Source organism: Ferruginibacter albus, from assembly GCF_020042285.1.
Taxonomy (GTDB): domain Bacteria; phylum Bacteroidota; class Bacteroidia; order Chitinophagales; family Chitinophagaceae; genus Ferruginibacter; species Ferruginibacter albus.
Genome location: NZ_CP083388.1, coordinates 1,704,750 through 1,727,197, shown reverse-complemented (window position 1 = coordinate 1,727,197; position 22,448 = coordinate 1,704,750). Strand labels below are relative to the sequence as shown.

At 37.0% G+C, this 22,448-nt stretch carries 22 protein-coding genes; 8 read left to right on the top strand and 14 right to left on the bottom strand.

Annotated elements, in window-relative coordinates:
• Window positions 1-83 precede the first annotated feature (83 nt).
• Both K9M53_RS07755 and K9M53_RS07750 read right to left on the bottom strand, forming a co-directional pair.
• On the bottom strand, window positions 84-1,394 hold the full coding sequence (locus tag K9M53_RS07755) for an amidohydrolase family protein (RefSeq protein ID WP_224019060.1): 1,311 nt from the start codon (window positions 1,392-1,394) through the stop codon (window positions 84-86).
• A gap of 137 nt (window positions 1,395-1,531) precedes the next feature.
• On the bottom strand, window positions 1,532-2,437 hold the full coding sequence (locus K9M53_RS07750) for a nucleotidyltransferase family protein (RefSeq protein WP_224019059.1): 906 nt from the start codon (window positions 2,435-2,437) through the stop codon (window positions 1,532-1,534).
• Window positions 2,438-2,512: 75 nt separating this feature from the next.
• On the opposite strand from K9M53_RS07750, the gene K9M53_RS07745 reads away from it, so the two are divergent.
• The gene (locus K9M53_RS07745) at window positions 2,513-3,424 is read left to right on the top strand and encodes a 1-aminocyclopropane-1-carboxylate deaminase/D-cysteine desulfhydrase (protein ID WP_224019058.1); all 912 of its coding nucleotides are present in this window, start codon (window positions 2,513-2,515) and stop codon (window positions 3,422-3,424) included.
• 46 nt (window positions 3,425-3,470) lie between these two features.
• Window positions 3,471-4,250, top strand: coding sequence for a hypothetical protein (locus tag K9M53_RS07740; protein WP_224019057.1), 780 nt, complete (start codon window positions 3,471-3,473; stop codon window positions 4,248-4,250).
• Here K9M53_RS07740 and lipB read toward each other — a convergent pair.
• Entirely contained in the window at window positions 4,247-5,044 is a 798-nt protein-coding gene (gene lipB / locus K9M53_RS07735) for a lipoyl(octanoyl) transferase LipB (RefSeq protein ID WP_224019056.1), read from the bottom strand. The two genes, K9M53_RS07740 and lipB, sit on opposite strands and share 4 nt — an antisense overlap.
• A gap of 310 nt (window positions 5,045-5,354) precedes the next feature.
• Between lipB and K9M53_RS07730 the strand changes: the two genes are divergently transcribed.
• Window positions 5,355-6,392 carry an RluA family pseudouridine synthase gene (locus K9M53_RS07730; RefSeq protein ID WP_224019055.1) on the top strand — a complete coding sequence of 346 codons (1,038 nt, stop codon included), beginning with the start codon at window positions 5,355-5,357 and terminating at the stop codon, window positions 6,390-6,392.
• A 19-nt stretch (window positions 6,393-6,411) separates the two neighbouring features.
• Here the strand turns inward: K9M53_RS07730 and K9M53_RS07725 are convergent, their stop codons facing one another.
• The 8 genes from K9M53_RS07725 to K9M53_RS07690 form a co-directional block, all read right to left on the bottom strand.
• A complete protein-coding gene (locus tag K9M53_RS07725) occupies window positions 6,412-6,849 on the bottom strand; it encodes a hypothetical protein (RefSeq protein WP_224019054.1) in 438 nt (145 codons plus the stop codon).
• A gap of 40 nt (window positions 6,850-6,889) precedes the next feature.
• Window positions 6,890-7,078 (bottom strand): hypothetical protein, encoded by a 189-nt coding sequence (locus tag K9M53_RS07720; RefSeq protein ID WP_224019053.1) that lies wholly within the window; start codon window positions 7,076-7,078, stop codon window positions 6,890-6,892.
• Window positions 7,079-7,205: 127 nt separating this feature from the next.
• Entirely contained in the window at window positions 7,206-8,144 is a 939-nt protein-coding gene (locus tag K9M53_RS07715) for a hypothetical protein (RefSeq protein WP_224019052.1), read from the bottom strand.
• 16 nt (window positions 8,145-8,160) lie between these two features.
• Window positions 8,161-8,934: a hypothetical protein gene (locus K9M53_RS07710; protein ID WP_224019051.1), complete on the bottom strand. Its 774-nt coding sequence runs from the start codon at window positions 8,932-8,934 to the stop codon at window positions 8,161-8,163.
• A gap of 65 nt (window positions 8,935-8,999) precedes the next feature.
• Window positions 9,000-9,581, bottom strand: a complete 582-nt coding sequence (gene def, locus K9M53_RS07705; RefSeq protein WP_224019050.1) for a peptide deformylase — start codon at window positions 9,579-9,581, stop codon at window positions 9,000-9,002.
• A 28-nt stretch (window positions 9,582-9,609) separates the two neighbouring features.
• A complete protein-coding gene (ruvX, locus tag K9M53_RS07700) occupies window positions 9,610-10,023 on the bottom strand; it encodes a Holliday junction resolvase RuvX (RefSeq protein WP_224019049.1) in 414 nt (137 codons plus the stop codon).
• Between the two features lie 31 nt (window positions 10,024-10,054).
• Window positions 10,055-10,990 (bottom strand): UbiA-like polyprenyltransferase, encoded by a 936-nt coding sequence (locus K9M53_RS07695; protein ID WP_224019048.1) that lies wholly within the window; start codon window positions 10,988-10,990, stop codon window positions 10,055-10,057.
• A 16-nt stretch (window positions 10,991-11,006) separates the two neighbouring features.
• The gene (locus tag K9M53_RS07690; protein ID WP_224019047.1) at window positions 11,007-11,543 is read right to left on the bottom strand and encodes an RNA methyltransferase; all 537 of its coding nucleotides are present in this window, start codon (window positions 11,541-11,543) and stop codon (window positions 11,007-11,009) included.
• A 302-nt stretch (window positions 11,544-11,845) separates the two neighbouring features.
• Here K9M53_RS07690 and mutS point away from each other — a divergent pair, with 302 nt between their 5' ends.
• Both mutS and K9M53_RS07680 read left to right on the top strand, forming a co-directional pair.
• Window positions 11,846-14,437, top strand: coding sequence for a DNA mismatch repair protein MutS (gene mutS, locus K9M53_RS07685; RefSeq protein ID WP_224019046.1), 2,592 nt, complete (start codon window positions 11,846-11,848; stop codon window positions 14,435-14,437).
• Between the two features lie 10 nt (window positions 14,438-14,447).
• Window positions 14,448-15,017 carry a hypothetical protein gene (locus K9M53_RS07680; RefSeq protein WP_224019045.1) on the top strand — a complete coding sequence of 190 codons (570 nt, stop codon included), beginning with the start codon at window positions 14,448-14,450 and terminating at the stop codon, window positions 15,015-15,017.
• A 9-nt stretch (window positions 15,018-15,026) separates the two neighbouring features.
• Here K9M53_RS07680 and K9M53_RS07675 read toward each other — a convergent pair whose 3' ends face one another.
• Window positions 15,027-16,220 carry a DUF1624 domain-containing protein gene (locus K9M53_RS07675; RefSeq protein ID WP_224019044.1) on the bottom strand — a complete coding sequence of 398 codons (1,194 nt, stop codon included), beginning with the start codon at window positions 16,218-16,220 and terminating at the stop codon, window positions 15,027-15,029.
• Between the two features lie 178 nt (window positions 16,221-16,398).
• Between K9M53_RS07675 and K9M53_RS07670 the strand changes: the two genes are divergently transcribed.
• Window positions 16,399-18,411 (top strand): T9SS type B sorting domain-containing protein, encoded by a 2,013-nt coding sequence (locus K9M53_RS07670; RefSeq protein ID WP_224019043.1) that lies wholly within the window; start codon window positions 16,399-16,401, stop codon window positions 18,409-18,411.
• A 29-nt stretch (window positions 18,412-18,440) separates the two neighbouring features.
• Here the strand turns inward: K9M53_RS07670 and K9M53_RS07665 are convergent, their stop codons facing one another.
• Together K9M53_RS07665 and K9M53_RS07660 are read right to left on the bottom strand one after the other, a co-directional pair.
• On the bottom strand, window positions 18,441-19,130 hold the full coding sequence (locus tag K9M53_RS07665) for a response regulator transcription factor (RefSeq protein WP_224019042.1): 690 nt from the start codon (window positions 19,128-19,130) through the stop codon (window positions 18,441-18,443).
• Window positions 19,123-20,382 carry a sensor histidine kinase gene (locus tag K9M53_RS07660; protein WP_224019041.1) on the bottom strand — a complete coding sequence of 420 codons (1,260 nt, stop codon included), beginning with the start codon at window positions 20,380-20,382 and terminating at the stop codon, window positions 19,123-19,125. The genes K9M53_RS07665 and K9M53_RS07660 overlap by 8 nt, the downstream gene beginning before the upstream one ends.
• Before the next feature lie 168 nt (window positions 20,383-20,550).
• Here K9M53_RS07660 and K9M53_RS07655 point away from each other — a divergent pair, with 168 nt between their 5' ends.
• Together K9M53_RS07655 and K9M53_RS07650 are read left to right on the top strand one after the other, a co-directional pair.
• Window positions 20,551-20,958, top strand: coding sequence for a DUF1573 domain-containing protein (locus K9M53_RS07655; protein WP_224019040.1), 408 nt, complete (start codon window positions 20,551-20,553; stop codon window positions 20,956-20,958).
• Between the two features lie 117 nt (window positions 20,959-21,075).
• Window positions 21,076-22,323: an LVIVD repeat-containing protein gene (locus tag K9M53_RS07650; protein ID WP_224019039.1), complete on the top strand. Its 1,248-nt coding sequence runs from the start codon at window positions 21,076-21,078 to the stop codon at window positions 22,321-22,323.
• Window positions 22,324-22,448 lie beyond the last annotated feature (125 nt).

The window sequence follows — 22,448 nt, the reverse complement described above, 5'->3', positions numbered from 1 at the left end:
CGATCATCTCTTGTTAAAAAATATGCGCTGCTGATCGGTATCAGCAGCGCACTCATTTAAGGGGATCAGTAAGAATAAATATTTTATTTGTTCAGATCGTTCTTATAAATAACACCATCTTTCATCACAAAACGAATCTGTTCAATTTTAGAAACATCTTTAGAGGGATCACCATCCACGGCGATCAGATCAGCTAACAATCCCTGGCGCACACGACCGATCTTACTACTCATATCAAACAGATCAGCATTGCCGCTGGTAGCAGCTTTCAATACATCTATGTTACTCATACCATAATCAGCCATGAACTCAAGCTCCAGGTAATTTTTACCATGTACTACTATGCCGCCGGCATCGCTGCCAAAGCCAATCGTAACACCTTGTTTAACGGCATTATCAATAAAAGCTTTTTTCTTGCTTATGATAGCGGGATCCCTGTCAATACCTCTTTTCCATGGAGAAATACTTTGAGCCACCAATTCATTGGTAGCTAAGGCAGGATATACGCAGGTACCTCTTAATTTCATCAATCTAAGTTCATTATCACCGCAGTTGTTGGCATGCATAATATAACCGATGCCTGCATTCACCGCTCTTGTAACAGCTTCAGGATTATTTGCATCCACGGCTACCTGGCGTTGAGCGCCCTTGGCAACTTCCACCATTAATTTTAATTCTTCCGATGTATAAGTAGCGCTTACAGAGGCGCCTTTAACAGGATTGGTTTCACCATATGCAAAGATCACATTAGCGCCCGCTCCTATTTGTGTACGCACTTCTTTCAAAATACCATCTTTACCATCTGCTTCTGCTGCTAATTTTGGCGCATCATCCTGCGCAGCAAAATCAGCCGAATTATAATTTCCGCTGGCAACCAAACCACGGGTTGCAATCAATAACCTTGGTCCTGCGATCACATTTTTTTCAATACTTCTTTGCAAGCCCACATCCTCAAAATCTGCGCCCATCGTACCCATATCCCTGATGGTGGTGAAGCCCGCCATCAATGTAGTTCTTGCATTGGCAGCGGCACGCAATACCCTTTCTGCCTTAGGTTCTTTTAATACCTGGTTTTCCCAGGATGCTTCGGTGAAAGGATGTAAAAAAAGATGTGTAAAGCCGTCGATCAAACCGGGCATTAAGGTTTGATTCGGCATATCAATGATCACACAATTAGCAGGAAAATTAAACGAACCCGGCGCTCCTACCGCTTTTATCATATTGCCTTTGACCAATATCCAGGTGTTGCGCAACATTTCTTTACCGTCAAATATTTGTAACGGTCGGATCAAATAGCTTTTGGATGTATCGTTAGCAGAAAAAGATTGAGCCTGCACGGAGTAAGAACAAACTATTAAAGTAATAGCAATAAAACAGCGATAGAAATTCCTCATAAAAAGAATAAATTAAAGATTGTGTAAAACCAGATCTTATCAGAGGAACGGGAATGCGGATAAACTGCTGCAAGGCTGTTTAAGGAGCAATGAAATTAGCGTAAAAGGCAATTGCCAATACAAAAAAAATCAAATAATTATCCCCAAAGCGAAGCAGGATATTCACCTGATGCAATTAATGCATCAATGCTGGCTTTTACGCCCGGTGCATCTTCTTTATAAGTAACGCCAAACCATTGAGCTGAAGTTGGGATTACTTTAATTACGCCTTCTTTGGTTTCGGTAAATACCTGGGCCATTAACGGAATAAAGAATTCAGCTTTGGGATTTGTATAATTTTCTTTTACAAAAGTTTGAAATAAGGTTTTTGTTTTTTCAAAAACGGATGGATGAAAGCACCAGAAATTCATAGACACGCTTGAGTTGAAAGGCACTTCATGCTTTGTATCATTCGCATCTTCGTATACGATCTTATCTCCATCCTGGTAGATCTTAGTACGTTCGTTAATGCTTACCAAGTTATTATCGGCATCTACTTCACATACGCCCCTGCTCACGGTTCCATTCTCGCTTAATGTTTTAGATAATTGATACCCGATGATAGAATATGTTTTTTCATTGCATTCTCTAATGCAGAAATTGGTTGCTTTTACAAAAGCATCTCTTCCATAAAAGTCATCTGCATTAATAACAGCAAAAGGTTCGTTTACCACGCCTGCCGCACACAGTACCGCATGACCGGTACCCCATGGTTTTGTTCTTTCTGCCGGCACTTCCATACCTTCCGGTAAAAATGAGGTCATTTCCTGGTAAACATAATCCGTTGCGATCTTGCCTTTTAATTTAGGCTCAAACACGGCTTTAAAACCGTCTGCAAAATCCTTACGGATAATAAATACTACTTTTCCAAAACCTGCCTGTATAGCATCATAAATTGAATAATCCATTATGGTTTCTCCTGATGGGCCAAAAGATTGCGTTTGTTTCATACTTCCATAACGACTGGCCATTCCTGCTGCTAAGATCAAAAGTGTTGGTTGCATAATTAAATTTCTATTTGCTGATTACAAGTTGCAAATTGCGACTGCGAAAATAGAATAAACGGATTTAATATAAAAATGCTTTTCGATTTAGATAAAATTGATGTTACCATTATTGAGAATGAGTTAACCAAAGCCAAAGGCATCAAATTATCTGTTATTCGATTGGATAAGATACATCCTGTTGTATCTGGCAATAAATTGTTCAAGCTGTATTATTTTTTGATTCTTGCCATTAAAGCTAAGATACCTGCTCCTTCTTACAGAATTATCACTTTTGGTGGCGCTTATTCAAATCATTTGGCGGCAACAGCATATGCTTGTCGTATTTTAAAAATAGAAGCGATTGGTATTGTAAGAGGAGAAAAGCCTGCAAAATTATCGCACACTTTACAACAATGTATTGATGAAGGCATGCAATTAAAATTTATTTCAAGAGAAGAATATGATAAGAAAGAAAGCGATGCGTTTATCGAAAATTTAAAGAGTGAATTTGGTGATCATATTTTGGTGCCTGAAGGCGGTTATGAGTCTTTAGGAGCAGACGGCGCCTCTTTAATAAATGGAGTCTTAAAAGAAAAATACTCACATGTTTGTTGCGCTATCGGCACTGCTACTACTGTTGCAGGCTTATTAAAGAATAAAGAACAGCAGGTAATTGGCGTGCCGGTTTTAAAAGGAATGACAGATATTCAAGAAAGAATTCTGCATCTTACCAATGATAAGGAAAGATTAAACCGGCTAATCATTTTAAACGATTATCATTTTGGAGGATATGCAAAATATACTCCCGAATTAATAAATTTCATGAATGATATTTATCAACAGTATCAAATACCTCTTGATTTTGTTTATACAGCAAAACTATTGTATGCCATTTTTGATGCAATAAAAAAAGATCTTTTTCCTAAGGGAAGTATGATTGCTTGCTTACACACCGGTGGCTTGCAGGGAAATTTATCTTTGCCACCTGACACATTATTTTTTTGATTGATTTATATGGCGGCTTTATATTTGCGTACTAACCTTTTCCCCCATGCTAAGAATTACTCTTATCATTCTTTTCGTAATTACTCTTTTTAGGGGAACAGGATTTGCACAAGACACACTTCCGAATATTTTAGTAAAAAACATTTCAGGAAAAATAATCATCAGCTGGAAAAACAATTATGGCGCCAAGATATCAACCTTGAATGTACAGCGCTCCGGCGACAGTCTTAAAAACTTTACAACTTTTGCCAGTGTATTAAACCCGATGAACAAACAAAATGGCATTGTTGATACCAAAGCGCCAAATACTAACATGTTCTATCGTGTATTTGTAGCATTTGAAGGGGGTAGTTATTTTTTTAGTAAGTCTGTCCGCCCCGTAGTAAACATTGATACAGTTGCAACAAAAGTATCAGACGAAAATAACGAAATGCCTCCTCCTTCTGTAGCAGCTGACTCTTCGGAAAAAACAAAAACTTATACGCTTAAACCTTTACGGATCGACTCTTTTACAACCAAAGCAAAAATGAAAGTACGGGTAATTTCTCCCCAACCTGCTACTATTGAATTAGGAAGATTTATATTCACCGGTAAGGACAATAATATTATTATCCGTTTGGCAGATGCTGATAAAAGAAAATATTCTATCCTGTTTTTTGATGATAAAGGCAATAAAATATTAGAGTTAAAAAAAATAACGGAGCCTTATCTTATTTTAGATAAAGTGAATTTTAGGCATATTGGCACATTTGGATATGAGTTGTATGATAATGGAGATCTGCTAGAGAAATATAGAGTGATTATTCAAAAAGATAGTAAGAACTAGCTCATAATCTCCTCTTTTTTATTTATTATCCTTACGTTAAATACTTTTTCAAAATTATTTTTGAGCTTTTCTTTTACCGCATCTAACGGCACGGTGTAACCTAATTCTCTTTCTATAGAAGTAACCTGCTTGTTTTGTATGCCGCAGGGAACAATGTTATTGAAATAACTTAAATCAGTATTTACGTTTAAAGCAAAGCCATGCATGGTTATCCAGCGGCTGCAACGTACGCCCATCGCACAAATTTTTCTTTCTTTGCCGAAGATGCCCGGTTCGATCCATACACCGGTTTCGCCTTTGCTACGTTCACCTTTAATATTGTATTCTGCTAAAGTTAGAATGATCACTTCTTCCAGTTCTCTTAAATATCTTCCAATATCAGTATAAAAATTTTCCAGGTCGATGATGGGATACCCTACTATTTGCTGCAAGCCATGAAAAGTAATATCTCCGCCTCTATTGGTATTAAAGAATTCAATTCCTTTTTGTTTCATTGCTTCATCATCAATCAAAACATTTTCCTGTTTGCCGCTTTTGCCCAATGTATAAACAGCGGGATGCTCGCAAAAAAGAAGATAGCTGGTGGTTGCGTGAGGGGTGAGATGTGAGACGTGAGGCGTCAGACGTGAAGCGTCAGACCTAAAAGAGTCTGCTATCTCACGATTCTCGTTTGCCGCCTGTCGATTCTCCATTTTTATCTGCACATTCTTCTGTAATAACGATTCCTGGTAATCCCATGCCTGTTTATAAGGAATAATGCCAAGGTCTTGAAAGATGATAGTCTGTTTATCCACTACAATTAATTTACTTTGCAAAAATAACGAAACGTGAGGGGTTAACGTGAAAGGTGAATCGTCAGAAATGAAAAGGTCTCTTATCTCACAACTGGCGTTTAACGATTTACGACAATAATAACAGCTTTACGTGTTATTTGTTGAATGATGTTGTATTGCTGAGTGGCTGCCGGATGGAAGCGGAAAACACGCTGAAGGTTTGTACCTGGCTCTCCCCTTTAGGGGTTGGGGGTGCGGCGGATTTGCAGCGTACAGCCGGAACCAATGTTGAAACATAAAGTATAGCTGAAAGCCCATAATTATTTAAAAAATGAGTGAACCCGAAATAAATATTGAACAGGAGCAGGACGGAGAAGATTTGTATGAGAAATTGTCGTTTGTGGTGGACAAAGGACAGGAGCCGCTGCGCATTGATAAGTTTGTGATGAGCCGTGTGGAAGGCGCTACCCGTAATAAAATTCAGCAGGCAATTGAAAATGAACTTGTGCTGGTGAATGATAAAGCGATCAAATCGAATTACAAGATCAAACCAGGTGATAAAATAGTAGTGTTTGATACGAAACATCCTGAATCAAGTGATATTGTTCCTGAAAATATTCCACTAAATATTGTTTTTGAAGATGATGATATTTTAATTGTGAATAAACCGGCGGGCATGGTGGTGCACCCTGGTAGCGGGAATTATAACGGCACATTAATAAATGGCGTAGCCTATTATTTAAAACAGCAAAATCCTTTATTGGATGAATCTTTATTGCCTCGTTTTGGTTTGGTACATCGTATCGATAAAAATACATCGGGCTTGTTGGTGTTGGCAAAAACACAAAAGGCAATGAGCGACCTGGCGAAGCAATTTTTTAATCACACGATCCACAGAAGATACATTACATTGGTTTGGGGCAATATGGAAAATGAAGAAGGAACCATTGTTGGACATGTGGGAAGACATCAACGTTTCAGGAAATTGTTTACGGTGTATCCCGATGGTGAGTATGGGAAGGATGCGATCACACATTACAAAGTGCTGGAGCGTTTTAATTATGTAACCTTGGTTGAATGCAGACTTGAAACAGGGAGAACACACCAGATTCGTGTACACATGCAGTCGATTGGTCATCCTGTGTTTAGCGATGATTTTTATGGTGGCGATAAAATAGTGAAAGGCACTGTGTTTACGAAATACAAACAGTTTGTAGATAATTGTTTTGCACTTTGTCCACGCCAGGCTTTGCATGCAAAGGAATTAGGATTTATTCATCCGGTTACGAGAAAGCCCGTTCTCTTTGAAAGTGATTTGCCCGGTGATATGCAGGCGGTGATCGAGAAATGGAGGAAGTATATTAAATAATTCCCTATTTCTACATGAATTATTTTTGACGCAGAAATTTAGTTATGAAAAGAGGTTTGCCTGAATAATTATACCCTGGAGGTGTTTGTATTTGGAATATCAACGTATCTTTTATTACACTATAAACCATAGTATCAGAAACTTTTCCCAAACATATTTTATTACTATCTATTAATTTGTACTTCCCGTTATAAATAGTCTTTGAAGAGTTATCGCTAAAGTCTTGGGTCGTATATAAACTATCATTTTTAAATTCTATAATTTGAGATCTACCATGTGGGATCAACTTCTCTGTGTAATTTTCAGACGATACAGTATCGTTTCCATCACTAGCCCATCCGCCACCTGCAGCACCGATATAAAACAATTCCCATTTTCCAATTAAAACATTAGAATTAGTAGTTGCATTAAACGAAGCTGTTATAAAAACAGCGAAGGCTAATAATAATATTTTCATATTCAAATGTATAAAAATGATATTATAAGAGCCTTAGGATCTATATTTCAAGTTGCTCAAGATATAACAATGTTTCCTGGAATTTAGTCCACGCTGCTAACCATTCGCTTTTTGCTTTATCTACTTTCTCTTTGTTTTCTTTTGAAAGATTATCTTTTGTTTTCAGATAATCGTTTACATTTTCGAGGTATTGATTGTGAAGGTCTTCGAGTTTTTTATTGTTTTCCATAAAACTTATTTATTTAATTAAAACAATATTGATACCAAAGTTTTGACTAGTTGCCGGTAAGACGGGAAGGCGAAAATTTATTACTTAATCGTCGTTATACGGCTTACCGACTTTCCGGCTGAATGAATTAATTAAAATCGAATAAGGTAGCAGTAAAAGCACCCCTCTCCCGTCCTTTGAATAACACTTTCCAATTGCCGGTGTAACGCATTAATGCCGGAACTAATAGATCTTTATAGTGCGTCATCTGAACTTCCATTTGCACATCAAAATCGTATACGCCGGCGCTGTAGCTTAAGGAATAATTGCGGGCTACTACTTCATAGGTACTGTCGTTGAACCATGTTTTCATTTCATCAATAACAACATTGCCTTTATACTCAGGCTTAACAGTAAGAGTAAAAATATAACAGCTTGTTTTGTTATAATCATCCATGTCGATGTTCATATCATACCGGTCTGCCATATCATCATCAAAAACAGCTGTTTTATTACTAACGAATGGTATACCTGTGATCTTCTTTCCTGGATCAAAGAACAGCATCTTCAATTGTTCTTTATGCTTGTCAATACCGCTTTTGCCTTCTGTTGAAAATTCTTTATTACCTACAATATTGTTTTCTCCGCATACGGCTCCTTTTGTAAAAAAAAGAGAAGCATACATTTGCGCTGTGTAATAATTAAAATTGCTGTCAGCATCAAACATATCTCCTGTTACCTGTTGTTGCAGCGTTTGCATGGTGCGGCAACCGTTATTGACACTTTGTTTTGTTTTGCTGTTTAAGGAGGCTTTTGAACTTCCGTCTTTATTTAAAATACGTATATCGTTATAGGCAGTATAGCCAAGCACGTGAAGGTTTTTAAATGCTTTGTAAAAAGAGGTGTCGTTTTGAATTTTTTCGATAAAAGAAGGAACATTGAATTTATTATTGACCAATACAGTAGAAAGTGTAATTACTTTTTGTCCTATTACAACAGTATCTGCCGGTTTTTGAGCGAATACATCGGCAACGATCAAAATAAAAAAAAGAGGTATGATCTTTTTAATCATACCTGCAAATATCATAAAGAAAAAATTATTATTAATAATAAGTAAAGCGCCTTATCGCAGTACCGGCAGGGTTTCCGTTTTCTGTTATTGTTTGTGTTTCGGTTTCTACTCTATTATTTGCATCAAAAGTGTAGGTACTATTCGATATTACCACTTCATCGCTATAAGAATCTTTAGTGGTTTTACTTTTAACCAAATTAAGAGATTTAAAGGATGCAAAGAACGGGTTAAATAGATTTGAGACATCGACTCCCAACGTTTTGTCTAAATAGTACTCATATGTAATAACCTGGCCGCCTGCAGTAGAATCTTTTATAACATTCCCGGCTGCATCATAAACGTAATATTCGCTTTTATCAAGTTCTGAATTCCCAAAATAGTAGTAGTATGTATTAAGCTGAAAAAGTTGATTATTCCCGTTATAAAAATATTTTTCAGTTGTAGTATCAGCACTTCCCCCATCGTCATCGTATTGAAAAGTACTATCAATTAAAGATCCTTTAAGGAAAACCGTTTCATACAGATTCGTATTATCATATCCTGTAATCGTCATCTTAAAGTCATTCGCTCCATACACATAAGCTATTTTTGCAGGTGGATGAGGTATAGAAGACATACTTACCAGTTGCCCATCAGAGTTATAAGACAAAAGGAAACTATCAGCACTATTTCCTATAACATTTGATGTAACGGTTTCTGAATAAGTTTTGATCCTAGCGGATAAATTAGCGGGATTATCACTTTTGCTACAGGAACTTATTGTCAGCACAATAATTGCCGACAAGATCAATAAAGGAGTTCTCATAAAGATTGTTATAAATGGTGGTTGAATGGGCGCAAGATAATGGAAATATGAATATTAATAAATCATCATTTAGCAAAACTCATCCTATAATCCACTTTAATTTTCCCTTTGGTTATATCATCCAATTTACGCTTTAATAAAGTACGTTTTAGAGGCTTTAGATAATCTATAAAAAGCTTTCCTTCAATGTGATCGTATTCGTGTAAGATCACTCTTGCAGTGATGCCATTGAATGTTTTTGTGTGCGTTGCAAAGTTTTCATCCTCATATTCAAGCGTAACACTTTCTTTACGCATGATATCCTCTCTTATTTTAGGAATACTCAGGCAACCTTCATTATACGACCATTCTTCACCACCCAATTCCACAATATGCGCATTAATGAAAACACCTTTGTAGCCCGGCTTATCGGGATAATCGATCTGTTCCCCATCTTCTTCCAGGTTTTTAAATATTTGTTCGCTGTCAATTACAAACAGGCGAATATCTTTATTTATTTGAGGTGCAGCCAAACCCACGCCATTGCTGCTGTACATGGTTTCCCACATATCCTCTATTAATTTATTTAGCTCCGGGTAAGCGGAATCTATATCCTTTGCTACTTTTCTTAATACGGGCGAGCCGTAGGCTACTATTGGAAGAATCATGGGCGCAAAGTTATGTTCAATACATAAATTAACCAATTGACTGGAGATATTCCTGTAAGATGATGGTTGCCGCTATCACATCCACATTGCCTTTTACCCGGCGGTCTTTTTTCTTCATACCCATTTCCAGCATGGCATCTTTCGCCATTTTAGAGGTAAAGCGTTCGTCAACCGTTTTAAGTGGAATAGAGGGAAATTCTTTTTGCAGCTTTTTAATGGCTTCCTTGACCAATGGTGTTGCGTTCGTATCGGAATCATCCCAATTCACGGGCAGTCCGATTATAATTAATTCTACAGGTTCCTGCTGAAAGTATTTTTTTAAGAAAGGAATCAATTCTTTTGAATCAATAGTAGTTAAGCCCGTAGCAATGATCTGTAAGGGATCTGTAACAGCAATACCTGTACGCTTTCCGCCATAATCTATTGAAAGGATTCTTGCCATACCCAAAACGCCTAAAAGGGCTTATTAAAGTTTAATGATGTATAAAGATATCCAAGAGTACAAATACAGCAAACACTACAGATGCAATTCCGTTTGCTGTCATAAATGCAATGTTAACCCTACGTAGATCGTTTGGCTTTACTATTGAATGCTGATAGATGAGCATTCCGATAAACACTGCCACTCCTATCCAGTACCATAAACCAAAATGCCCGTCAATTCCAATAGTGATTACACAAGCTGCCGATAAAAGATGTAATAGTTCGGAAACTCTTAATGCTTTTGTTTTTCCTAGTGCAGCGGGTATGGAATGCAAATGTTGTGATTTATCAAAGTCTTCGTCCTGTAAGGCATAAATAATATCGAAGCCGCTTACCCAAAACAAAACAGTGAATGAAAATAGAACAGGCAATAATGCAAACTTGCCTGTTACCGCTAAGTAGGCACCAATGGGCGCCAAGCTTAATCCTACTCCTAATACCAAATGGCATAAAGCAGTGAAGCGTTTGGTATAACTGTAAAATAAAATAACAAACAATGCTATTGGCGCTAATATCAAGCAAGCTGTATTAATAAAGAAGCAAGTGACTACAAATAATAAACAATTAGCAATAGTAAATATCAATGCATTTTTTGGAGTAATGATTCCTTTAGGAATTTCTCGTATGGCTGTACGTGGGTTTTGTGCATCAAATTTTCTATCTAAATAGCGATTGAAAGCCATGGCTGCACTGCGGGCAAAAACCATACAAAGAATAACTAAAACAAACTTAATTATTGTTTCTGTCCAGGTAAAAAGCGTATATGTATTAACCATAAAAGGAATACAATCTCCCGTTACTAAAAAAGCTTCACCTCCAAAAACTTTATGAAATAATCCCAAAAAAAATCCAATCAATGCAAAAGGCATTGCAAAAATGGTATGCGAAAATTTTATTAGCGATAAATAATTCTTTATTGTTGACATATTAAATCAAATCATTTTAATTATTCAAAATCCTGGCTCTGACAAGCTCCCACAACACAACACCTGCGGCTGTGGCAATGTTTAAAGAATGTTTCATGCCCAATTGAGGAATTTCTATGCAGCCATCACATTCTGCAATGGTTGTTTGCTCTACCCCACTTACTTCATTGCCGAATATAACGGCGATTTTATCGGTGGAGTTGCTTGCAAATTTTTCTAAGGAAATGCTGTCCTGCACCTGCTCCACTGCATACACTTTATAACCTTGCTCTCTTAATTCGGTAATTGCCGACCCCGCGTTCTCAAAATGCTTCCAGCTTACGGTTTCTTCGGCGCCTAAGGCTGTTTTTTTGATCTCCTTGTGTGGCGGAATTGCCGAATAGCCTGTTATATAAATGGCTTCTAATAAGAATGCATCGGCTGTACGAAATACACTGCCAATATTATAAGCGCTGCGGATGTTTTCGAGCACGGCAATGATGGACAGCTTGTCTGATTGCTTAAATTCGTCCACTGATTTACGGTTTAGCTCGTCCATGCTCAACTTTCTCATGCTGCAAAAGTAATTGAAATCTATAATTGTGGATTTTGGAATTTGATATTTGAGTTTTTATGATTGATATTTGGAACCTTTAATTGAAAGGGTGTCAGCCTGAGCTTGTCGAAAGCAGGCGTTTAGATAATAAAAAACAAGTCCGTCTTCGACAAGCTCAGACTGACAGCAAAAAAAATCGAATGATTTATTCGAAATTTTCTTAGATAAAAGATGAATAGTGATAGTCGTACAAGTGAGTGACACAACGATGTTAATAGTAGTACTTAGTTAAGTACATAAAATAATTTTTATAAAATTTCATGGCGAAGGCGGCAACAGAAACACCTTTAATGCAACAACACAACGCTATCAAGGCAAGATACCCTGATGCCATCTTGTTGTTTAGAGTAGGTGATTTTTATGAAACATTCGGACAGGATGCCATCAACGCATCGGCAGTTTTGGGCATTACATTAACCAAACGCAATAATGGAAACGCTGCATCGTCAGAATTGGCGGGCTTTCCGCATCATGCACTGGACACGTATTTACATAAGTTGGTAAAAGCAGGCTATCGAGTTGCCATCTGCGATCAATTGGAAGATCCTAAACAAGCGAAAGGAATTGTAAAACGTGGTGTAACAGAATTGGTAACTCCGGGCGTTGCCACCAACGATAAATTATTAGAACATAACACCAATAATTTTTTAGCAGGATTACATTTTAGTGAAACAAAGATCGGGATCGCTTTTTTAGATATAAGCACCGGTGAATTTTTTATTGCCGAAGGCGATAGAGAATATGCCGACAAATTATTACAAAGCTTAAAACCTGCTGAAGTAATTTATCAACGCAATCAACAAAAGCATTTTAAAGAATATTTCGGCAGTAAGTTTTTTACTTACACGTTGGATGAATGGATATTTTCTGAAACATACGCTGTTGAAAGTTTATTAAAGCATTTTAATACGCATAGCCTGAAAGGCTTTGGTGTAGAGGACCTGCATGAAGGTGTTATTGCTGCCGGCGCTGTGCTGCATTACTTAAAAGATACAGAACATCCGAACTTACAACACATTACTTCTATACAGAGAATTAATCGTGAGGAGCATTTATGGATGGATCGTTTTACCATTCGCAACCTGGAATTGTTTGGCAATGATGGTGGCAATACCTTATTGAAAGTGTTAGATAACACTTCATCGCCAATGGGTGCACGTATGCTTCGCCGCTGGATGGTATTACCGCTGAATGATATTGCAAAAATTAATGAGCGATTAAGTACCGTAGAATTTTTTATTAAAGAAGTAGATATACGAAATAAAATAACGCATCATATAAAGCAAGCAGGTGATGTGGAGCGATTGGTGAGTAAAATTCCTACTAAGAAAATAAATCCCCGGGAAGTAGTACAGCTTGCAAAAGGCTTGCAACAAACAGAAGCGATAAAATTACTTTGTGAAAATTCAACGAATGAATATCTAAAACGCTTAGGCGATTCACTGAATCCTTGTAAATATATTTTAGATAAGATCGTAAAAGAGATCGGTGAAAATCCTCCTGCTGTTGCAGCAAAAGGTGGAATGATAGCTAATGGCATTAATGAAGAATTAGACCAGTTGCGAAAAATAGCCGGTAGTGGAAAAGAATATTTAATTGAACTGCAACAAAAGGAAGCAACGATAACAGGCATATCTTCTTTGAAAGTGGCGTTTAATAATGTGTTTGGTTATTATTTGGAAGTAACCAATCTGCATAAAAGCAAAGTGCCTGAAACATGGATCCGTAAACAAACACTGGCAAATGCAGAACGTTATATTACTCCTGAATTAAAAGAATACGAAGAAAAAATTGTTGGTGCTGAGGATAAAATCCTGCAAATAGAATTACAGTTATACGATCAGTTGTTGAATGAATTACAGGATTACATCGCTCCTATTCAAATAAACGGAAAGGTAATGGCAACACTCGATTGTCTTAGTTGTTTTGCCAACAATGCCTTGCATTTTAATTATAAAAAGCCATTGTTACATGATGGAATGGCACTGGAATTGAAAGACAGTCGCCACCCGGTAATTGAAAGAAATCTGCCCGTTGGTGAACAATATATTTCGAATGATATTTCGTTGGATTCATCATCGCAACAAATAATCATACTAACGGGACCGAATATGAGTGGTAAGAGCGCTATTCTTCGTCAGACGGCTTTGATTACATTAATGGCGCATATCGGAAGCTTTGTTCCTGCAAGTGATGCAAAGATCCCGTTAACGGATAAAATATTTACCCGTGTGGGCGCTTCGGATAATTTGAGCGGTGGTGAAAGTACGTTCATGGTGGAGATGAATGAAACAGCCAGCATCATTAATAATATTTCATCACGTAGCTTGATATTACTTGATGAAATAGGAAGAGGCACATCTACTTATGACGGTATTTCCATTGCGTGGAGCATTGTAGAATACCTGCATAAATCGGGCAATGCACCAAAGACTTTATTTGCTACGCACTATCATGAGCTGAATGAGCTGGAGGAGAAATTACCTCGTGTAAAAAACTATCACGTTACCAACAAAGAAGTAGGTAATAAAATCATATTTCTTCGTAAACTGGCGCCGGGCGGCAGTACACACAGTTTTGGTATTCATGTGGCACGCATGGCGGGCATGCCTCCAGGCTTAATAGAACGTGCAAATGAAGTATTACATCAACTCGAAGAAAAGCATGTGGATACTTCTATTGGTGAGGCTGTAAAACAATTGAACGTTCCTAAAATGCAGCTAAGCATTTTTGATGAACATTCTTCTACATTTGATGAAATAAGAAAATTATTATCTACTGTAGACATTAATCGCTTAACGCCTGTTGAAGCATTATTGAAACTGCAGGAAATAAAAGGAATGGTGAAGTAAATTTTCTAAAATGGCTAAACAACTCTCATTAATTGTAGCTCTTCTGTTTTGCTTTCATTTTTCTAAAGCAAGTAATTTGTATGTATCAATAGATTCTACTTCTAAAGATTCGGGCAATGTAAAAGTTACCTGTTCTGAGAAATTAAAACGACAAGGACATGGGCTTGATCCTATTATTACTAAAACATGTTTTTTGAAAAACTTTAAGCTTGTATCTATTGGAGAGCCTGATTATAAAGGACGATATAGCTACGAATATGAAGTTTATAAGAAGGAAAATAAAAAATTCGTTCCTGCAACTAACTCTGAGATATTTAATGCCAATCAAGAAGAATTATTAACATTAATTAATAAGCAAATCCAAGCTGATTATAAACAATATTCTACTGACTCTCAAACCAAAGACTGCTTTATCGGAATTGATTCTATTCCTTTTTATAAAATGAATGAGCTGGGAATTTCATTTTATGGAGATCAAATCTGGTTTAATGTGACATTTGGGCTTAGCAGTGCTTGCATGAGTGTAGATGGTACGATAGTATCTTTTAAATTATCTGAAATTAAAAAATATCTCAACTAATAATTCTCTTTACAAATAGCTCAGCCACCAATGTTTATGCGTACTCTTATATTGGTTGTATTTTCTACAGGGGAAATACAATAGGAATATAACAATTAGCCAAATCAGATAAACTACCGGTAAAGAGTAGCCGAAATTATTGGGACGGAAATTAAAAAATTGCCCCGGCGCTGAAATCTGCTGCGTTGTATATCCCGAAGTAAAAAACAGGATAACGCAAATAAGATGTATCAGGTATAAATGAAGTATGTAGTAAAAGAAAGGAACCCTTCCAAAAACATTAAAGAAACCGGTTGTTTTATTTTTTACATTTTCCAATAGCGCTAACATAAGCATGCCCGTACCGATCGTCATACATAAATACATTAAGGATGGCGGATATTTATTTACTTTAATAAAATCGAGAAAAGTATAAAAGAAGCTTTGCTGAGTTGTCCATGGACGCGGATCTCCATAAATATTTATCCATCTTACAATAACAAATAAAAGAATAGCACAAAACCCTAAACGAAACAATAACTTTTGCCGTATGCTTCCATTTACACCCGGAGAATACAATTTCCCAAAACAATAACCCAATATCATCGCACCCAACCACGGAATGAGTGCATAGGCTGTTACGATCACATGAGTTTTATCCAATGAATGTGCTGCTGCAAAACTTCCGTGATGCAACAGGTCCCACCAAAAACTATAAGCACCTGCATGTGCTGCTTCCGCATAGTCGATTAAATCATGTCCGAATACAAATGCCAATCCTAGTATCAATAAGAAATTATACGGCAACCAGATCAATAATCCCATTATTGCCATACTAATTCCGATTACCCAAATAACCTGCAATACAAATGCATTATAAAAAGGGTTAAATGTCCATCCTAAAGTGATCAAGGTTACTTCAATCAATACAAGCCATAGTCCACGTTTAATTAAGAAACTACTTACTTCTTTCTTTGTCTTGCGGGTGCTGACCAGGTAAATAGATGTGCCGGAAAGAAATACAAATATTGGTGCACAGAAGTGAGTTATCCATCTTGTAAAAAATAATGCAGGCGTTGTTGTAGATAGATTTAATGGATCGTTCGTCATTCCTGTTTTATGAAAATAATCACGTACATGATCTAAGGCCATAATTACCATTATAATACCACGTAATATATCTATTGATTGAACACGTGTTTTAACTGCAGTTATCTGGCTCATTCTATTACAGGCTTTTGTAACAACAAAATACAACACGCTCATCATAATAGCAAGCCGGCAAGGAGCTCGTTACAACTTTATATGCTATGCCGAATTATTAATATCTTACAGCAATTTCTTCCTGTATTTGCAGCGAATGAACAATACAAGGTGTCATAAAGCTATTTGCCAACGAATCATGCCAAGGTCTTTTTTATTTTTATTGCTATTGCTGTTTGTTTCTTCTGTTACAATAGCACAAACCTGTACTGAATTAGGGCAAAACCCTTCTACAGCCTTTCCTGTTTGCGGCACTTCTACCTTTGGACAAACGACTGTGCCCATTTGCGGGGGAAAACGTGTTGCCGTAGTAACAAAATGTGCCGGCTCCATGGCACCCTATACAGATATCAATCCATATTGGTATAAATTCACCTGTTTCCAGGCGGGAACTTTAGGTTTTACTATTTTACCCAACGTTTTACAGGAAGATTATGATTGGCAACTCTATGACATTACAGGCCATGATCCTTCTGAAGTTTACACCAATAGCTCTTTGATCATTGCCTGTAACTGGTCGGGAGATTTTGGACCGACAGGAACTTCGCAAAATGCTTCTGCGGTAATGATGTGTGATGGCCCCGGCATTCCCTTGTATTCATCGATGCCGGTATTGATCCAAGGACATAATTATCTTTTATTGGTAAGTCATTTCACTATAACTCAAAGCGGGTACTCGTTAACGTTTGGCGGAGGAACAGCTGTTATTACAGATACAACCAAGCCACATATGGCAAGCGCATCTGCTTCCTGCGATAATAAACAAATAAGGATCAAGCTTAATAAAAAAATGAAGTGCAGCAGTCTTTCTGCAGACGGCAGCGAATTTGCTATTAATACTCCCGGCTTTTCAGTTATTGCAGCATCCAGCTATCAGTGCAGCAGCTCCTTTGACATGGATTCGGTAGAAATAACATTGAACAAAGCATTGCAACCCGGTAATTATTTATTAGTTGTAAAAAATGGGAACGACAGCAATACCATAGTTGATAATTGTAATAACGGCATTGATGTGAATGAAAGCGTACCCATAATAATCACACCGCCGCATGCCGCAGAATTGGACAGCATTGCACCTGTTGGTTGTGCGCCTTCTACTTTACAACTTGTTTTTTCTACTCCTGTGCTTTGCAGTACGGTTGAGCCGGGCGGAACCGACCTGGTGATTAGCGGCCCCACTCCCGTTACAATTGCGGGCGCAGCTGCTAATTGTGTTAATGGATTGACAGATCATATACAAGTCAATTTATCTTCTCCCATAAAAATCGGCGGAACTTATACCATTCGTGCAAAAATTGGCAGCGACGGCAATACAATGACAAATGAATGTGGGATGCAAATGCCGGTTGGATCATCAATAAGCTTTACAGCAAATGATACTGTGAATGCTGACTTTTCTTACCGTATTAAGTATGGCTGTAAAATAGATTCCGTTTTTTATTCGCATGACGGTAACGGGCAGGTAAATAGCTGGGTATGGAATTTTGATGATAAAATCAAAAGCAATCTACAATCTCCTGTTATTCCTTATACTTTGTTTGGAACAAGAACCACTTCTCTAATAGTAAGCAATGGTGTTTGCAGCGATACATCTTCGCAGCTAATAATTTTAAATAACGAATTGAAAGCTGCTTTTGAAACGAATACCATTTTATGCCCTAATGAATTGGCGACATTTAAAGACGAGAGCCTGGGTAATATCATTTCCTGGAACTGGAATTTTGGCAATGGCAATACCAGCACGTTACAACACCCCGATGCTCAATCCTATATTACGCCTGCTATCACTACTACCGTTCGGGCTAAATTATTGATCATCGATAGCATTGGCTGTAAAGATTCTACCACTGCTTCTATTGTATTGGCAAACAATTGCTACATAGCCGTACCATCGGCTTTTACTCCTAATAGTGATGGATTGAACGATTATTTATATCCGCTGAACGCCTATAAAACAATCAACCTTACTTTTAAAGTATTTAACCGATATGGACAACTCGTTTTTGAAACCAACGACTGGACTGTAAAGTGGGATGGAAAATTCAATGGGCAACCTGCCAATGCCGGCACTTACGTTTGGTTTTTACAATACACCGATACAGATACCGGGCAAAAACATTTTTCCAAAGGAACTTCTATTTTAATACGTTAGTAGCTTATATATTAAAGAAACACAGCGCTTTATTTTCTCTCGAAATATTTAAACCCGATACGGTGAAGATTTTCTATTGTAATAGATGGATCTTTTGAAAGTATTTTTCTAAGGCGTGATATAAAAACATCCAGGCTTCTGCCCATAAAATAATCATCGTCGCCCCAAAGCTGTTTTAGTATTTCTTCTCTTTTTAAAACACGACCGGGGTTTTCTACAAAGAGCTTTAAAAGATCTGTTTCACGCTGCGTTAAAGATATCTTTTCTCCATTATAAACAAGCTCGTAATTCAATACATCAAACATAAATTTACCGGCTGTGTAATATTGTTGTTGTACAGATGATTTCTTACGTCTCTTTAAAAAGATCTCGATCTTTAAAACAAGCTCTTCAATGCTGAAAGGTTTTATCAAATAATCGTCAGCGCCTAGCTTCAATCCTTTTATCCTGTCTTCTTTTAATGTTTTAGCGGAAAGAAAAATTATCGGGATCTCATTATCCATTTTACGAATAGCGGTAGCCAGTTCAAAGCCATCTTTTTTCGGTAACATAATATCCAACACACAAACATCGTATGTATTATAAGAAAAGCTCTCTATCACCCCTTCCCCATTATAGAAATGCGTTACATCAAAATGATTCAGCTCAAGATTATCTTTTGTAAGAAAAGCAAGCGTTTCATCATCCTCCACATATAATATCCTGTATTTTTTATTCATTGACAGGTATTAAAATTATAATTTCTGTTCCAATATTTTCTTTACTGTTAACAGAGACTGTCCACTTATGTTCTTTACATATCTTACTTACATAAAATAGCCCCAAGCCAAAACCTGCTACCTCATTGGTTTTAGAGCTGTTTACTCTATAAAATTTATCAAATATTTTTGCCAGATGTTTTGACGACATTCCAATACCTTTATCCTTAACTGACAAACGAATATGTTTCCTGTCTTTATTGACGCCAAGAAAAATATGCGGCACGCCTTCTGAATACTTCACCGCATTATCCAATAAATTATATACAAGATTGGAAAAATGAAATTCATCTGCACGTATAAAGCACTCCTGCGGCATATTTACTTCTATTACAGCTGCAGGATGTTTTAACCTTATATTTTCAACAACAGCATGAATGGCCTTACTCATGTCCATCCCGGTCGCCTCCATTCCTAAAGAACTGTTTTCTGTTTTGGCAAGATTCAGGATCTTTTCTACATGAACATTAAGTTTAGACGCCTGCGCTATGATCATCTGCATATATTTTTGCAGTTTTTCATCATTGGCTATAGCCTCTTGCTTTAAAATGAAGTTGGATGAGATCAAGATGGATGATATAGGTGTTTTAAACTCGTGCGTCATATTATTGATGAAATCTTTCTGTAATTCTGAATATTTTTTTTGTTGTAAAAGAGTGAATGCAGAATACACATACAATATCAACACCAACACCATTACCAATGAAAAAATGATCCAAAGCTGTAAGGAACGATATACATATTTACTTGTATGTGGAAAATGTACAACAAAATAATACACGAGATTACTGGCTGCAGGAATAAAAGTCATTGTATCACGATACACTTCGTTATTCGTTGAAACATAGCGTCCATACTGCATTTTCTCTGTATGGCAATCATATATCCCAAACTCGTAATCGGTTACCAGGTCAAACTTATCAAATTCATTCTTCAGGTAAAAGTCAAGTGATGCCGAATCAAATTTATTATTAACGTTTACCACATAGTAATCTTTTTTTATTTCATCAACAGGATTTACCTGCGGCAATGCTGTTTTATTATTGGCATTTAATTTACTTACTACCTCTAACAAAGCAACATGTGCCTTTTGTATAAACTTTTTTTCTTCGTACTGAACAGCTTGCTTTAATAAAAAAAGCTGCAGCACAAGAATTCCTGTTATCACAACAAGTCCTAACAGCAGTGCAATATTTAATTTATTGATCCGCATTATTATTACAAGTATAAGGTAAAAAACCCGGCATTTAATTTTCGTTTGATTTTCATTAACAAATATTGAATGATCATTAACAGGTATTTGATAATCGTTAACAGCGCCTCCTCCCGCTGCATTTTACTTTTGACCTAATCAATATATTCATCATTAAAATGTAACATTATGAATTCGCTAAAATCGATCCCATTAATAATAGCAGGCATCTACGCCATGTCGTTTACTGTTATTAAAAAAGATCCTGTAAAAATTGGTTCAACAAATTATCCAACTGCTGTAAAATGGAAAGCAGACACACTTAACCTGGGAGAAATTCCTTTCAACAAACCGGACACTATTGAATTTGAATTTACCAATACCGGTAAAGATGCCATGATCATTGTAAATGTCACTCCTTCCTGCGGATGTACGCATGCTCAATTTCCTCAACAACCTATATTACCCGGTAAATCAGGAAAAATATCAGCCATCTATAATGCGGCTAATAAAGGTTCTTTTTATAAAACCATCACGGTGCAAATTCAAAATGAAAAAGAGAATAAGGTGTTGGTATTTAGAGGCACTGTAGTATAATGCTAATCATCCCTTAACAACTACAAGGAGTGAGAAATTTTCTTGCTCCTTTTTTATTACTTGCCGAAACATGCAACGCTTTCTATTTTTGAGGTGTCAGTCTTAAAAATAAGTTATATGAGAAAATTCATTTTAACGCCAGTTGTTTGTCTTACAACAATTATCAGCATACCCTTGCTGTTTTCTGGCTGCAAAAAAAATAACGGCAGAACATTCACTTACACCATGACCACGCCCGTACTAAAGGCAAAATCCCTGGTATTTGCAGGCATAAACGGGAAAGCTTCGCAACCGGTGCAGCAAGCGGGTAAGATCTATGCAAAAGACAATTACATTTTTCTAAATGAAGTAAATAAAGGTATCCATATCATTAACAATATTGATCCGGCACATCCTGTGCAGGTAAACTTTCTTAATATTCCCGGCAACCTGGACATTGCCATAAAAGGTCATACTCTTTATGCTGATATGAATGCAGACCTGCTGGCTATTGATATTTCCAATCCGAAAAAGGTAGTAATAGAAAAAGATCTGCCTAATTTTTTTACCGCAAGAGGATATTTTGCAGATACAAGTATGGTTGCTGTTGACTGGATAAAAAAAGATACGACTGTAACAATTCCCGAATCTCCTTATCCAGGACCGTTTTATGATGCAGGCGGGGGCATTGCATTAGGCACAGTTGCACCAACATCTTCAACAAGAAGTGGTGTTGCAGGTTCTATGGCTGCAATGATCTTGATGAACAATTATATCTATGCTATTACAGAACCGCACAGCGTGGGCATTGTAAACATAAGCAATGAAGCCTCTCCTGTTTTTGTATCTGCTTTTAATGCAGGTTTCGATCTTGAAACCATGTATCCTTTTGAAGATAAATTATTCCTCGGTTCATCGATAGGCTTGTTTATGTATGATATGAGCGATCCGGAACATCCTTCTCCGTTAGGTCAATTCAGCCATGGTCGTGCTTGTGATCCGGTGGTAACAGATGGCAATTATGCTTATGTAACACTACATGCAGGCAGCATGTGTGGCGGCGATGCCAACGAACTGAATATTGTTGATGTAAAGGATCTAATGAATCCGACGTTGATAAAAACTTACCCGCTTACAAAACCAACAGGATTAAGCAAGGATGGCAACCTGCTTTTTATATGTGATGATAATTCCGGTGTACGTGTATATGATGCAGAAGCCCCATCTGACATAAAACTTTTAAAACAGTTAGACTGTAAGAACTCTTATGATGTAATTGCCGCAAATGGTCATGCATTGGTAGTGGCAGATGACGGCTTGTATCAATACGATTACAGCAATCTGAATAATATCCGGCAGATAAGTTTCTTTAGTTTGAAAAACTAATGGGGTTTAAAAAAGAATTATAAAGAGGCACATACAAACTACGCAGTTTAGTTTTTGTATGTGCCTCTTTATTTTTTTACTTTATTTTACACTTCGGTCTTTTATTCATCGAAAGTCCAACTCAG

Coding starts and splice junctions, on each gene's coding strand:
- K9M53_RS07665 (WP_224019042.1), bottom strand. CDS start 19,130: ATGAATAAAAAATACAGGATATTATATGTGGAGGATGATGAAACGCTT.
- ruvX (WP_224019049.1), bottom strand. CDS start 10,023: ATGGCAAGAATCCTTTCAATAGATTATGGCGGAAAGCGTACAGGTATT.
- K9M53_RS07745 (WP_224019058.1), top strand. CDS start 2,513: ATGCTTTTCGATTTAGATAAAATTGATGTTACCATTATTGAGAATGAG.
- K9M53_RS07670 (WP_224019043.1), top strand. CDS start 16,399: ATGCCAAGGTCTTTTTTATTTTTATTGCTATTGCTGTTTGTTTCTTCT.
- K9M53_RS07655 (WP_224019040.1), top strand. CDS start 20,551: ATGAATTCGCTAAAATCGATCCCATTAATAATAGCAGGCATCTACGCC.
- K9M53_RS07650 (WP_224019039.1), top strand. CDS start 21,076: ATGAGAAAATTCATTTTAACGCCAGTTGTTTGTCTTACAACAATTATC.
- def (WP_224019050.1), bottom strand. CDS start 9,581: ATGATTCTTCCAATAGTAGCCTACGGCTCGCCCGTATTAAGAAAAGTA.
- K9M53_RS07725 (WP_224019054.1), bottom strand. CDS start 6,849: ATGAAAATATTATTATTAGCCTTCGCTGTTTTTATAACAGCTTCGTTT.
- K9M53_RS07675 (WP_224019044.1), bottom strand. CDS start 16,220: ATGAGCCAGATAACTGCAGTTAAAACACGTGTTCAATCAATAGATATA.
- K9M53_RS07750 (WP_224019059.1), bottom strand. CDS start 2,437: ATGCAACCAACACTTTTGATCTTAGCAGCAGGAATGGCCAGTCGTTAT.
- K9M53_RS07730 (WP_224019055.1), top strand. CDS start 5,355: ATGAGTGAACCCGAAATAAATATTGAACAGGAGCAGGACGGAGAAGAT.
- K9M53_RS07740 (WP_224019057.1), top strand. CDS start 3,471: ATGCTAAGAATTACTCTTATCATTCTTTTCGTAATTACTCTTTTTAGG.
- K9M53_RS07660 (WP_224019041.1), bottom strand. CDS start 20,382: ATGCGGATCAATAAATTAAATATTGCACTGCTGTTAGGACTTGTTGTG.
- K9M53_RS07755 (WP_224019060.1), bottom strand. CDS start 1,394: ATGAGGAATTTCTATCGCTGTTTTATTGCTATTACTTTAATAGTTTGT.
- K9M53_RS07715 (WP_224019052.1), bottom strand. CDS start 8,144: ATGATATTTGCAGGTATGATTAAAAAGATCATACCTCTTTTTTTTATT.
- K9M53_RS07680 (WP_224019045.1), top strand. CDS start 14,448: ATGGCTAAACAACTCTCATTAATTGTAGCTCTTCTGTTTTGCTTTCAT.
- mutS (WP_224019046.1), top strand. CDS start 11,846: ATGGCGAAGGCGGCAACAGAAACACCTTTAATGCAACAACACAACGCT.
- K9M53_RS07720 (WP_224019053.1), bottom strand. CDS start 7,078: ATGGAAAACAATAAAAAACTCGAAGACCTTCACAATCAATACCTCGAA.
- K9M53_RS07710 (WP_224019051.1), bottom strand. CDS start 8,934: ATGAGAACTCCTTTATTGATCTTGTCGGCAATTATTGTGCTGACAATA.
- K9M53_RS07695 (WP_224019048.1), bottom strand. CDS start 10,990: ATGTCAACAATAAAGAATTATTTATCGCTAATAAAATTTTCGCATACC.
- K9M53_RS07690 (WP_224019047.1), bottom strand. CDS start 11,543: ATGAGAAAGTTGAGCATGGACGAGCTAAACCGTAAATCAGTGGACGAA.